Here is a 13,661-nt window from a genome sequence, read left to right as displayed (position 1 = left end):
TATCAGCCGATTGGTCCACCAAAGGCTCCTGTAATCCATACCGCTTCTTGCGGCGATGGCATTCGGGGGCCTTTTTGTATATCAGCAATCACGTTGTTGCGGATGGCCGCTACTCCATGGGGAGAGCAATGGTGGTGGTTGATGAATGGTGAAAGGAGAGATATGGAAGAGAAGCAGTGGCTTCTGATGGAGGAAGCCGATTGGCATTTTCGCAGGCTGGTTCGGAGATTCGTCAAGGAACGTGACAAAGTATCGATTGAAGGCGTGTCCCTGCCTGGGATGCTCGTGCTGAACGCGATTCTGCATGAAGGCGAGCAGAAACTCGGGGATCTGGCCGAACGGCTGGATTTCACCACAGGCGCTGTGACCGCTGTTTGCGACAAGCTGGAATCGCTCGGCTTCGCGCAGCGAAAGCGCCTGGAGACCGACCGCAGATCGGTTGTCCTGGACATTACGGATAAGGGCAGGGACATGCGCAACCGGGACGCAGGTACTTACATGATCGAACGCATCTTTGGAGGCTTTACGGCCAAGGAACTAGAGGAACAAATCGTGAATTTCAAAAGACATTACGAGCATTTGGAAGGCTTTGCCGACGCCGTGCTGAAGCAGGCACATCCACCTGAGAACGCCGAGGAGCCGCCTCCCGGCCACCGGAAGGTAGCGCAGAGACCGAACCGATTTATTTCATATTAAATTCATTGTGAGCAGGGAAGGGAGACAGATCATATGGGACATCCAACCATTTATCCGACAGGAACGACCGTTTACCAACCAGGAAAGGCATGGAGCGGTTACACCATCTACCAAGCAGCTGACACCGGGGCACTGCTGATCGACATGAACGGCAGAGAGGTGCATTTGTGGAAGAGGCTGCGCGGTTTCCCGAACAAAATATTCCCTGGAGGCTATGTGCTGGGCAGCACTGCCGAGCGGGATCCCAAATATGGTTTTCAGGACGAAGCCAATCTGGTACAGGTCGATTGGGATGGCAATGTCGTCTGGAAATTCGACCGGTACGAATGGATTGAGGATCCGGGTCATCCCGCGCAGTGGATGGCACGCCAGCATCATGATTACCAGCGGGAAGGCAATCCGGTCGGATATTATGTGCCTGGTGCCGATCCGAAAGTCGGTTCAGGCAATACAATCATTCTCGCGCATAAAAACGTCAACCGTCCCGAAATTTCGGACATCGAGCTGCTGGACGACACGATCATCGAAGTGGATTGGGAGGGCAATGTCGTCTGGGAATGGGCCGTCAGCGATCACTTTGAAGAGCTTGGATTTGACGAAGCGGCGAAGGAGGCGCTGTACCGGGACCCGAATACCCGGGCGTTCGGCACCCATTCCGGAGATTGGATGCATATCAACTCTGTTTCGGTGCTCGGTCCGAATAAGCACTATGATGCAGGCGACGAGCGCTTTCATCCGGACAATCTGATATGGGACGCGCGGGAATCCAACATTATCGCGATCATCGATAAACGGACCGGGAACATCGTATGGAAGCTCGGCCCGGACTATTCCGGAGAAGACACCAAACATATCGGCTGGATTATCGGCCAGCACCATGCCCATCTGATTCCGAAGGGACTGCCGGGAGAGGGCAATATTCTGGTATTCGATAACGGAGGCTGGGGCGGCTATGGCAGCCCGAACCCCGAATCACCGGATGGCGTCAAGGTGGCGCGCCGCGACCATTCCCGGATTCTGGAGATTCACCCGATTACGCTGGAGATCGAATGGCAGTACACACCGACTGAAGCCGGATTCCAGGCGCCATTGGACTCTTACCGCTTTTATAGCCCTTATATCAGCTCGGCGCAGCGTCTGCCTAACGGCAATACGCTGATTACCGAAGGAGCGGACGGAAGAATTTTCGAAGTCACGCGGGAGCATGAACTGGTGTGGGAATACATCTCTCCTTATAAAAACTCCAGAAACGCGAATATGGTTTACCGCGCTTACCGCGTACCTTATGAGTGGATCCCGCAGCTGGAAAAGCCGGTGGAGACGGAAATCGCTCCGCTTGATGTAGCCGATTACCGGCTGCTGGGCGCTGCGCCGCGTGGAGCCGTGACCGCAGTCGAAGTTGAGGGTACTGTATCCTATGGCGATGGAGCCTTCTGCGTAGCGACCACGGACGAAGTCGTCAGGAAGGAACGGGATCAAGATGAGTAGGCATGTGTTTCGACGCATCAGCGTAATGACCGCAGCCGTCCTGCTGGTTTCTGTGCTGCTCACCGCATGCGGAACCGCCTCGGGAAAAGACAGCGGGCACCAGCTTAAGGTGAAAATCGCCGATATTTCCACCAACCCGATTTTCCGGGTCGCCGTGAAAAAGGATTTTTCGAAAAACACGGCATTGATGCGGAGCTGGTCAACTTCGCCACGCCGGCCGAAGGGGTCAACGCCCTGTTCATCAAGCAGGTGGATATTGCCTTTGGCGCAGACTTCCCGCTGTTGAATGCCGTCAGCAAAGGCGACTATGCGATCTTTGCTTCCTCCGGAACGGCAACGGATCTGAGCGCAAGCGAATGGAAGATGTTCGCCCGTAAAGAGATTGCCGGCTCCGCCGACCTGAAGGGCAAGAAACTGAGCTACTCGCGTGGAACGTTCATTCCTTATTTGTGGGACGTTTATTTGCAGCAAAACGGCATTGCCTTGAAAGACGTCACGCTGGTCGGGCAGGGAGGATTTGACGAAACGTATGTGGCGCTGAAAAAGGGCGAGATCGACGCGGCCTGGGTGTACGGCTCGGTGCTGAACGACAAGTTCGCCGCGCTGTCCGAAGCGCATGAGCTGTCGGATATGTCCCAGACGCCTGTCCGGCTCGGTACAGGTCTGATCGCCGGCACCAAACTGATCCAGGACCACCCGGACGAATTGGTCGAACTGCTGAAGGCGCTTGACGAAACATCCGACTACGTCCAGGCACACCCGGACGAAACGGCCGACATTATGTATGACGAAGTGAAGCAGCCGAAAGAGGCCACGCTTAAGGATCTGCCGAAAAATCCTTGGAAGATCGGCTTCACCCAGCAGGCCTACGACGGGCTGGCCGGCCAGAAAAAATATATGGTGGATACCGGCATTATTGAAAAGGATTTTAACCTGAACGACAAGCTGAATTTGGACCTGGTGCGCAAAGCGTTCCCGGACCGCGTGATTGAGTTGAAATAAGGAGGCTGGGATGATGGGGGCAGTAACCAGACCAAACGAGATTTATATTGAGCGCTTGAATAAAAGCTATAGTCAACAGCAGACGGCAGGCGATCTGCATTATATTATCCAGGATGTCGATCTGGTCGTGAAGGGAGGAGAATTTTTCGTTCTCCTCGGCCCTAGCGGCTGCGGCAAGTCGACGCTGCTCAGCCTGATCGCCGGGTTCGTGTCGAAAACCTCGGGGCATTTGCGGGTGGGCGAGAAAGAGGTGGATCGGCCTGGCCAGGATCGGGCCGTCGTCTTCCAGCAGGCCGATTCCTCGCTCTTCCCCTGGCTGACCGTCAGGGAGAACGTGGAGTTCGGCCTGCGGATGAAGCGCATTCCCGCCGCCCGGCGCAAGGAAATCTCCGATCGTTTTATCGGCATGGTTGGACTCAAAGGGCATGAAAATAAATTCCCCCGCGAGCTCTCCGGCGGGATGAAGCAGCGGGTGCAGTTGGCGAGGGTGCTGTCCAACGATCCCGGCATTCTGCTGATGGATGAGCCGTTCGGCGCGCTGGATGCGATGACCCGACGAACGATGCAGCGCGAACTGGTAAAGATCTGGCAGGAAACCGACAAGACGGTGATCTTCGTCACCCACGACATACAGGAAGCGCTGCTACTTGGCGGAAGGATCGGTATTATGTCCGCCGGACCCTCTTCGCGGATCACCGATATTTACGAGGTGCCGCTGGCGTACCCGAGAGATTTAGCCGCGCCGGAATTCCATGACCTGTACAACCGCATTCAGGCCCATTTTGACGAATAGAATCCGATCGGAGGAATCACCATGAGCAAGAAAATAAAGAAAGGACCGCTTCAAGTGCTGTTCTGGATCGCTTTGATCATCATCTGGCAGCTGGTCTCGCTTGTATACGGGCCGGAGATTCTGCCAGGCCCGATTTACACGGCGAAAGGCGGATACGAGCTGTTGATGGACGGCACACTTCTGCAGTACATTGGCATCAGCGCCTATCGTGTCCTTCTCGGATGGACGCTCGGCAGTTTGGTGGCGGTGCCTATCGGGATCATCATCGGTAAAGTCGGATTCATCCGTACCTTCGCCGAGCCGTTTTTGAACTTTATCCGGTTTATTCCGCCTATCGCGTTCATCACGCTGTTCCTGGTCTGGTTCGGCATCGGCGAAACATCTAAAGTTATGCTGATCATGTACGCTACATTTTTTATCGTCATTCTGAATACGTTCACCGGCGTTCTCTCCGTCGAGGAGGATAAAATTCGTTCGGCCCGCAGCATGGGAGCCTCCGAATGGCAGATCGTCGTTCATGTCATCATCCCGGCAACGGTTCCGTACATCTTTACCGGCATCCGGCTGGCCATGGGCACATCCTTTATGGCCATCATCGGAGCTGAAATGATCGCTTCCAATGAGGGAGTCGGGTATCTGATCTGGAACTCGCGTCTGTTTTTCCGGACGGATTGGATTTTCGTAGGTCTGATTTGCTTAGGGCTAATGGGCTTCCTGACGGATCGGGCAGTTGGACTGCTCGGGCGCAGGCTGCTCGCGAGATACGGTGTGGTAAGTACGACGTCTTTGAAGCGGTAGGAGACGGGACGGAGAGTCATAGGACAAAGATTTAAATATCATCGTAAAACGAGGCGAACCGCAGTGGCGGTCCGTCTCTTTGGTTTATCACCGCTCAGCTTGAGGAAGAGAATTGCATTCCGCTTCGTTATCCCCTATACTTCTTAGATAGTGATCAATTACTTACTAATCTGCGTCATGAAAAGGAGTTATGCGCCATGGCAAGAGATGCGTCTACTTCGGTCAACCGAAGAACAGATATTATATCGGCCGCCATCGAGGTTTTTGCCGAAACTGGCTATTACCGGGCCACCACAGCACAGGTTGCACAGCGGGCCCACATTTCGCAGCCTTACGTCTTTCGTTTCTTCTCAACGAAGGAAGCGCTGCTGCTTGCGGCTCTGGAAGTGTCCTGGTCCCGGATGATCGAGTCGTTTCAGCAAGTCGTGAAGTCGGCGTCGCCGGAGCGGCTGGAAGCGGAGCTGATTACGGAATACGAGAAAATCATGGAGAACCACCGGAACGAGATTCTGCTGCAGATGCAGTCCCAAACGATTCAGGAAGAAGCGATCCAGGAAGCGATGAGAAACGGATTCCGGCAGGTTCGTCAAATCGTACTGCAGGCATTTCGCGAGGCGGGGATTCCACATCCCGAAGAAAGAACGATGCTCTTTTTGGCCAGAGGGATGCTGTGCAACGTAGCGGATGCGATCAGTTTGCCCGAATTAAAAGAAAGATAAGGGGACGAGAGAGAGGTCTCCTTATCCAAATGGAGTTTTTTTATGATTAGTTATCGACCAATCACTAACTAAATGCTATGATGAATCCAAGTAAGTGATTGATCAATCACAAAACAAAACAGAGAGGACGATTTCATATGACGATAAACCAAGCGATGGTGGTTGGAGCCACAGGTGGAACAGGTGCAGCCATTACAGAGGAATTGGTAAAGCGGGGAATTCCTACGATTGCGTTCGGAAGATCACGCCAAAAGCTGGAGCAGCTCGCCGGCAAATTGGGAAACCCGGAGCATTTGAAGCTAGCCATGGGAGATGCCATGCGGCCTGAGGAGATCATCGCGCAAGCTGGGAATGCAGACGTCATGTTTCATTGTGCGAACGTACCGTACCATGAGATGGCCAGCAAGCTAATCCCGCTTGGTGAATCCGTAATGGAGGCGGCGGAACAGCTCGCTATCAAAGTGGTTGCGATTGATGGGATCTATCCTTATGGAAGAAGGCAGTCCGACCCGGTCACAGAAGAACATCCGAAACAGCCGCATACGAAGAAAGGGAAGGTTCGTTTGGACTTTGAACGCATGCTGTTCGGCAAGCGCTGGAAAAAGGCAAGGGTTATGATCGTCCGTCTGCCGGATTATTATGGGCCAACAGCGAATGAAGCGTCCTATCTGGGTTCAACGCTTGAAGCAATTGCGGCGGGCAAAATGGCCTTTTTCATCGGCAATATGACCGTTCCACGCGAATATGTCTACTTGCCGGACGCCGCCGCCATGATTGCCGAAGTCGCGGGTCATGACAACGCCTACGGTCAAAACTGGAACATTCCAGCGGGCGGGCTGATATCGGGACGGGAGATCGTCCGGATCGCGAGAGCGGCCAGCGGAAGCAGCAAACCGGTCTTTCCGCTAAAGAAAATCGGGTTATCTCTGCTAGGATTAGGCGTGCCCGTGATGAAAGAGATCGTAGAGATGCTTTACTTGACCGAGGAACCGCTGACGCTGAGCGGAGCTAAGTACGAAAAGTGGATCGGCCCGATTATCGCAACACCGTTCGAGGAAGGCATTACCGCGACGGTCAAAGCACTGCAGCAGGCGAACACCGCAGCATCGGTCCAGACATCACAGACGGCTAACTCTAGAACAGTTTAAGCGCTTGTTATTGATTAATCACTAATCAAACAAAAGGCGTCCATGTTAGCAGGGGGTAGTTCATGTTTACGATTGCTCCGGAATTGCTTATAATGGATCGCAAAGTTAGGCGTATCAGAATATTAACGTCTACCGTACAAACGGAGACCTGTTGGCCCATTCAGCCGATAGGTCTCCTTGCGTTTTTTGAGACAGCGAAAGGGAGGTCCATATGGAGCGGAAAAAATTTTCGGAATACGATCGAGGGGAGTATGACGTGTGGATTCAACGCGCTTCCCACGGAAAGCACAACCTGTTCGAAGAACATCTTCATGATTTCGTTGAGCTTATTTATGTTGTCCAGGGACAAGGCATGCATCGGATCAACGGAACGAATTATGCGCTGAACACCGGGGATGTGTTCTTGATCATGCCAGGGGAAAGCCATCATTTTCCTGATGCCCCAAATAGTCATCTTGAAATCGTGAACTGCTTGTTCCGGCAGGAGACGATTCCTGTATATTTGCCGAAAGGCTTGAACGTTCTGACGGACCTTCCCTTTATTAGGCCATTTTGCGGTAGCGGCGAACGCCCTCCGAGAAAACTGTCCTTGACTTCGGCGGAATCGACGGAGGTGCTTGGCCAGTTGGAAGCAATGCTTCAGGAATTAAAGACAGGCGCCCCAGGCGCCAACGTAATCGCTGTCCAATTGCTCGTGCATTTGCTCATCCGGCTGTCGCGAATCTTACTGCGGCAATCTCCCGATATCTCCCGCACTAAACCTGTGCCGATCCAGCACGAAATTTTGGTTCGAAAGGTGATTGCGTATCTCGAGCAGCACTTCCACCGGAAGCTGTCCATCGAGGAACTCGCCCGGGCGTTCACGATTAGCGGCAGGCATTTGTGCCGTGTATTTCGCGAGCAAACGAACCGAAGTATTCATGAAACGCTAATGCAAATCCGGGTCGAGCGAGCGAAGCAGATGCTGGCGGAAACGAACCGCAGTGTGGACTCGATCGCATCGTTCGCAGGCTTTAGCGACTCTTCGCATTTTAACCGTACATTTGTCAGACTAGCGGGCTGCACGCCAAGCAGATACCGAAAGGAATGCTTGTGGAAAACGATTTATTAAAGAAGCAGGCACGATCTCTGCAGGACAGCCAGTGACGGTCCTTGGCTCAAAGAGTCAATTATCTGTCCCGATTATACAATTACCAAGTCCCATTTTAAGCTAAGATGATTTCATAAATCATACTAAACAAGGGTGAATTCTTAGTTATAAAAGGGAGAGGGATAACTGATGAGAGTAAAGCCACGCCTGTTCTTTCAAATTTTCATGTGCACGGTCCTGGTGTCATTGTCTGCTTGCGGGAGGTCTGCGGGCTCTTCGAATGACGAAGCCGGTGGGCAAAATTCAAAAGGCGCTCCCGAGCGTGCCGAAATCAGCATTATGACCATAACGCCCAGCACACCTCCGGCATCCGATGATAATGTCATCAAGCGGGAAATTGAAAAGCTGACGGATTCAAAGCTGGACATTCAATGGATTTCCAACAATGTGTATGATGATAAATTGAACATTACACTCGTCTCAGGCGAGCTGCCTGATTTGACTTATATCAGCGACCCTTTCGGGCCGTCTTTCCGGAATCTGGTCAAGCAGGGGGCCATTTGGGACATAACACCGTATTTGAAGGATTACCCGAATTTGCAGAAGGGAGTCCCTGAAGTTGCGTGGGAGCTTACCAAAATGGAGGATGGGAAAAATTACGGCATTCCCCGTGGACGCGATGCGAATGACGTATCCTTCCTGATTCTCCGCAAGGACTGGCTGGATAAGCTGGACCTTCAGCCTCCGAAAACGACGGAGGAGCTGTACGGTGTACTGAAGGCATTTGCCGAAAAGGATCCCGACGGCAACGGAAAAGCCGATACGTTCGGACTGTCCGCTGGGATTGATACGCTGACAGGCACGTTCCGTGAAATTTTTACCGGTGTGACCGGCTCCTGGAAGGAAGAAGGCGATGGATTGACCTATGCCTCCTTTCTGCCGGAAGCCCGCGAGTCGCTGGCTTATTTAGCTAAGCTATATTCGGAAAAGCTGCTGCCTGAAGACTTGCTAACCTTGAAAACAACGCAGGTGCGAGACTACTACATCGGCAATCGGGCCGGCGGTGTCATCGACAAGACGGGAACCGGGCCCAAGGTTTATTCTCCCGGTTTGAAAAAGCTCGTACCGTCTTACAAGGAAGCGGATTTTTATCCACTGGCTACGCTTAACGGATTTGTCCCGAAAGGGACCGGTTTTAATGGCATTCTGGCCATTCCAAAAACGGTGCCGGAAGAAAAACTCAAGCAAATTTTGAAACTAGTTGACACCTGGCTGACGCCGGAAGTATCCGCTGTTCAGCGGTTTGGCATCGAGGGGATTCATTATCGGATAGAAAACGGTGTCAAAATCGTCGATCCGGACAAACTCCTGAAGGACAACGCATCCGACTTCAATCAGATCGTCAATTCGATCGATCCTGCGCTGAATCCCCCGCCAGCCAATCCGGAACTAAAGGAGCTGGAGGACCTGAGAAGCCAGGTGGATGCTCAGCGGAGCAAGGAGAACGTACCGGATATCGGAGTAGGCCTGTACTCCCCAGCGGCGGAAAAGCTGCTGCCGGACCTCGAAAAGCGGATCAGCGACCTGACCGCCAAGATCGTCATCGGCCAAGAACCGCTGTCCGCATGGGATGACTTGGTTGCCAAAACGAAAAGCGATCCGCAGTTCATCCAAGCGACGAAAGAAATGTCAGACGCTTATCGGAAACGCAACGGGCATTGATGGGAGGTGGAGTCTTGAATCAAGCGAAAACGATGACTGACAACCATTCTGCATATCGGAACAAGGGCGAGTCCATGTCCAAACGAACGTATTTTCATAGGCTGGTTCGCGATATCGGACGAAACCCGTATCTGTATCTGCTGGCTATGCCCGGCATTCTCTTCTTCATCGTGTTTAAATACATACCGATGTGGGGAACGCTCATGGCGTTTCAGGATTACTCCCCGTTTGCCGGAATGAGGGGGAGCCCCTGGGTGGGGCTGGAGCACTTCCATACATTTTTCGCCGCGCCGGATTTTGGTATGCTGCTTCGCAACACGCTGGCGATCAATGTGCTGAACCTGGTCTTCTTCTTCCCGCTGCCGATTGCCCTTGCGCTTTTGTTGAACGAGGTGCGCAGTGGAGGGTATAAGCGGTTGGTGCAGTCTGTATTGTACCTGCCGCACTTTTTGTCCTGGGTGATCATTGCCGGTTTGACGTTCACGCTGTTCGCCAGAGGCGAGGGTCTCGTCAATCACTGGCTGGAGGCAGCGGGGTATGACCGGATCGATTTCCTGACCAATCCCCATAAGTTTTGGATCGTCATTACGCTGCAGTCGATGTGGAAGGACGCGGGCTGGGGGACGATCGTGTTTCTGGCCGCGATGGCGGGCGTGGATCCGCAGCTGTACGAAGCGGCGAAAATGGATGGAGCGGGGAGATTAAGACAAATGTGGCATGTCACACTGCCCGCTTTACGTAACGTCATTGTCGTGCTGCTGATTTTGCGGCTGGGAGATCTGATGGACGTAGGTTTCGAGCAGGTGTTTCTCATGTACAACGGGGCAGTCTCCAATGTTGCGGAAGTGTTCGACACCTACGTCTACCGCATCGGCATTCAGCGCGGAGAGTTCAGCTACAGTACGGCGATCGGACTCTTTAAGTCGGTGGTCGGACTCGTGCTCGTGCTGCTGTCCAACAAGCTGGCCAATAAATGGGGGAATGGTGGGATATTTTAGGATTTTCTGCAGATCGGAGAGAAAAGAATGAGAATTGGATGGAGAAACCAGGCATTTCAAAGCCTGAATGGAGTCGGACTTGGATTGCTGGGGGTGGCGACGTGCTTTCCTATTTATTACGTGCTGGTCGTTTCGCTTGCGGATCCAGCCGAGTTTGCACAGAAACGCTGGCTGCTGTGGCCCGATCACTGGAGTTTCGATGCTTACCGCTACCTTCTCTCAACGGACGCGTTCCTGCGGTCGGTGGGAAACAGCGCTTTTCTTGCGACTGTCGGCACAGCATTATCACTCATTGTGACGGCCATGCTCGCCTACCCGCTGTCACGGCGGAGAATGCGTGGTCGGCGCAAGGTGCTTTTGTTCGTGCTGATTACGATATTGTTCAGTCCGGGACTAATCCCGGCTTATATGCTCGTGCGCCAGCTCGGTCTGATCGACAGCATCTGGGCGCTCATTATCCCGTCGCTGGCTAACGGATGGAGCGTGCTGCTGATGAAATCCTTTTTTGAGAGCATTCCTGCCGATCTGGATGAATCTGCAGCGATGGACGGCGCCAACGATATGCGGATATGGTTTTCCGTCATTCTGCCGCTGTCAATGCCTGCTTTGGCAGCTTTTGGCCTTTTTTATGCAGTAGGGTATTGGAACCAATTTTTTTCAGCACTGATTTACTTGAACGATTCCACCAAATGGCCGATTCAGGTTCTGCTGCAAAATATGCTGCTCAGCGCCAACAACGCGGCTCTCGACGCGTATGATGTGTCCGCTGCGCCTCCGCCTTCCGAAATGCTGAAAATGGCAGCGGTTATCGTGGCGACCGTGCCGATTGTGCTCGTGTATCCGTTTTTGCAAAAGCATTTTGCCAAGGGTGCCATGGTCGGCTCTATCAAAGGATGACCGGCAGAGGTAGGCCGTGCAAATGAAGGGAGGAGTTAGGGTTCAATGGCTTTAACGAAACCGAATATTATATTTCTGATGACCGACCAGCAGCGCTGGGATTGCATCGGGAGATTCAATCAGCATATCAAAACACCGACGCTCGACCGTCTTGCGGACGAAGGGATCGTATTCAGCCAGGCGGTTTGCCAAGCGCCAATGTGCGTTCCCAGCCGCAGTTCGATGATGTTCGGGCTGTATCCTTCGCAAATCGGGGTAAGAACCAACCGGGACGGCCTTGACGACGAGGACGATTTTCCCATCCCGCCTTTGCCGGAGCTGCTGCGCAGGCAGGGCTACCAGACGGCCGGTTTCGGCAAAACGCACTGGAATCACGGCCGGCGATCCCACCCGTCGGCGCGCGGATTTGAGGTTCGGGCTATCGGGCTCGGCCGGGACAGCGGGCATTACGAAGAGAATGCGCTGATGATGGATGAGGATGATCCGGAAGGATTGAGCGCATATTATGAGGAAACCCGCGATTACGGAAGCGGGGAAGAAAATGTGCTCGGATATATCGGCCGCACCAGCGAAGTGCCGATGCACCGGCATCGTGACGGGTGGGTGGCTGAGCAATGCAAGAAGTTTATCGAGCACGGGCTGGATGGTTCGCGGCCGCTGTTTCTGTATTTGTCGTTTCTAAAGCCCCATGCGGGCTTTAATGTTCCGAAGGAGTTCGAAGACTGGTATCGGCTCGAGGACATTCCGGACATTGAGCAGCCTCCTTGGGAATTAGAACAGGGAACGCATGTGGAAGAAGAGGCTTTGATCCACGGAGAAGGCGGCAGCCGATATTGGGACAGAAGGCAGATGTGGGAACGGATGAGCGTGATGGAGCGCAGGCGGACAACGCTGCGTTACTGGGCCAACTGTTCTTGGCTGGACCATTATTTCGGAGAGGTGCTGGACGGTCTGCGTTCCAAGGGATACCTGGACAACGCTCTGATCGTTTTCGTATCGGATCACGGTGAAATGTTGGGAGAGCGCCGGTTCCGCTTCAGTAAATATTGCTTGTTTGAGAGCAGCGTACGGGTTCCGATGATATTGTCCGGCAGCTGGATTCCCGCTGAAATGCGTGGGATAACGGATGACAGGCCGGCCGAGTTGATCGACCTGGTTCCCACGCTGGCGAAAGCATCGGGAGCCGAACTTAATCCTGTGCTTCCCGGTCTCGACTTGTTAGCAGGCAAGCGGCGCACAGGAACGTTTTGCGAGTTCCACCGGACGACAGATGACGGACGATTCGCCGCTCCGTCCGTCATGTGGCGCAAACGGGATTGGAAGCTGATCATGTCTTTACCAGGGCCACTGGACGATGCAGACTCCAGGCTGAAAGAGCTTAAGGGGGAGCTGTACCATCTGAAGGAAGATCCTGGCGAGTGGTTTAATTTGTACAGAGATGAACGCTTCACGGCGATCCGGGAACAAATGACCTCCGAATTGCTTATGCACCTGGCAATTACGTGGACAAGAGGACCATCGTTTGGACGTGCGGAATTCGGAAATGCTGAATTTTATAGCCCGTCTCTCGAACCGCGATGACATAACCTAAGATCGAGGGCCGCAGATGAAGATAAACCGCACGTTAGCAAAGCTAACTGACGTGCGGTTTTTTGTGTGTCGGAGGGTCTTTATGCAGTCCCGGTCTGCTGTTCAGATTCATTGGCTGCGGGATTCCATCCAATTGAGGACATATGTCCTATCCTATACCGCCGCGATTGCCTTTTAATAATGACAGAACAATACAGAAGGAGAGTACCTATGAAAGGCATTATATTTGCACTGCTGGGGGGCGCCTGCATTACGCTGCAGGGTGTAGCCAACTCGCGGATCAGCGGGGATATCGGGACGTGGCAGGCCGCGGCGGTAACCCAACTGACCGGCTGTATTCTCGCGTTGATCATCCTGCTGTTTGCACGGGACGGCAGCCGGGAGGGCTTTACAAGCGTCAAGCCGCTGTACCGCATCGGTGGGGCCTTGGGAGCAGTCATCATATTCAGCGAAGTGACGTCGATTCAGACGATCGGAGTGACCTTTACGATTTCCGCATTATTAATCGCCCAGCTCTGCCTGACTTTTATTGTCGATCTGAATGGCTGGTTCGGCATGAAAAAACGAAAGATCAGCCCCGCACAGTTTATCGGGATCGGGATGATGATTGCGGGCGTCGTTATTCTTAAATTTTGACATCGTTGCCGTACGCCATTATGATGGGCCTAAGTTAGAGGGGGACGTTCAAGATGAGAGAGATTCAGGACCGCGGGCTGCTGG

Annotated in this window: 12 protein-coding genes and 1 pseudogene; all 13 read left to right on the top strand. The window is 53.3% G+C overall.

The genetic code is table 11. The features are described from left to right. Nucleotides 1–141 precede the first annotated feature (141 nt). Nucleotides 142–696, top strand: coding sequence for a MarR family winged helix-turn-helix transcriptional regulator (locus CPT76_RS13250; protein WP_258168383.1), 555 nt, complete (start codon nt 142–144; stop codon nt 694–696). A 33-nt stretch (nt 697–729) separates the two neighbouring features. Further along, on the top strand, nt 730–2,184 hold the full coding sequence (locus tag CPT76_RS13245; RefSeq protein WP_105443252.1) for an aryl-sulfate sulfotransferase: 1,455 nt from the start codon (nt 730–732) through the stop codon (nt 2,182–2,184). A 25-nt stretch (nt 2,185–2,209) separates the two neighbouring features. Beyond that, nucleotides 2,210–3,186: pseudogene (locus CPT76_RS13240) on the top strand (ABC transporter substrate-binding protein). Between the two features lie 13 nt (nt 3,187–3,199). Then, complete coding sequence (locus CPT76_RS13235; RefSeq protein ID WP_076166742.1) at nt 3,200–3,979, top strand: ABC transporter ATP-binding protein; 780 nt, start codon at nt 3,200–3,202, stop codon at nt 3,977–3,979. A gap of 21 nt (nt 3,980–4,000) precedes the next feature. Beyond that, complete coding sequence (locus tag CPT76_RS13230; protein ID WP_105443251.1) at nt 4,001–4,777, top strand: ABC transporter permease; 777 nt, start codon at nt 4,001–4,003, stop codon at nt 4,775–4,777. Nucleotides 4,778–4,974: 197 nt separating this feature from the next. Beyond that, nucleotides 4,975–5,496, top strand: coding sequence for a TetR/AcrR family transcriptional regulator (locus tag CPT76_RS13225; RefSeq protein ID WP_105443250.1), 522 nt, complete (start codon nt 4,975–4,977; stop codon nt 5,494–5,496). Nucleotides 5,497–5,633: 137 nt separating this feature from the next. Continuing rightward, nucleotides 5,634–6,644 (top strand): NAD-dependent epimerase/dehydratase family protein, encoded by a 1,011-nt coding sequence (locus CPT76_RS13220; protein ID WP_105443249.1) that lies wholly within the window; start codon nt 5,634–5,636, stop codon nt 6,642–6,644. A 211-nt stretch (nt 6,645–6,855) separates the two neighbouring features. Beyond that, on the top strand, nt 6,856–7,755 hold the full coding sequence (locus CPT76_RS13215; RefSeq protein ID WP_105443248.1) for an AraC family transcriptional regulator: 900 nt from the start codon (nt 6,856–6,858) through the stop codon (nt 7,753–7,755). A gap of 168 nt (nt 7,756–7,923) precedes the next feature. Beyond that, nucleotides 7,924–9,456, top strand: coding sequence for an extracellular solute-binding protein (locus tag CPT76_RS13210; protein WP_105443247.1), 1,533 nt, complete (start codon nt 7,924–7,926; stop codon nt 9,454–9,456). Between the two features lie 74 nt (nt 9,457–9,530). Continuing rightward, complete coding sequence (locus tag CPT76_RS13205) at nt 9,531–10,454, top strand: ABC transporter permease (RefSeq protein ID WP_258168626.1); 924 nt, start codon at nt 9,531–9,533, stop codon at nt 10,452–10,454. A gap of 27 nt (nt 10,455–10,481) precedes the next feature. Continuing rightward, nucleotides 10,482–11,351: a carbohydrate ABC transporter permease gene (locus tag CPT76_RS13200; RefSeq protein ID WP_105443246.1), complete on the top strand. Its 870-nt coding sequence runs from the start codon at nt 10,482–10,484 to the stop codon at nt 11,349–11,351. Nucleotides 11,352–11,396: 45 nt separating this feature from the next. Next, the gene (locus CPT76_RS13195) at nt 11,397–12,932 is read left to right on the top strand and encodes a sulfatase family protein (RefSeq protein WP_105443245.1); all 1,536 of its coding nucleotides are present in this window, start codon (nt 11,397–11,399) and stop codon (nt 12,930–12,932) included. 219 nt (nt 12,933–13,151) lie between these two features. After that, nucleotides 13,152–13,577, top strand: a complete 426-nt coding sequence (locus CPT76_RS13190) for a DMT family transporter (protein ID WP_076166721.1) — start codon at nt 13,152–13,154, stop codon at nt 13,575–13,577. Nucleotides 13,578–13,661: the final 84 nt, after the last annotated feature.

Origin of the sequence: Paenibacillus sp. AR247, from assembly GCF_002968895.1 — a bacterium.
Taxonomy (GTDB): Bacteria; Bacillota; Bacilli; order Paenibacillales; family Paenibacillaceae; genus Paenibacillus_AQ; species Paenibacillus_AQ favisporus.
The sequence above is the reverse complement of the archived record's forward strand: the minus strand, read 5'-3'. Positions and strand labels throughout refer to the sequence as shown.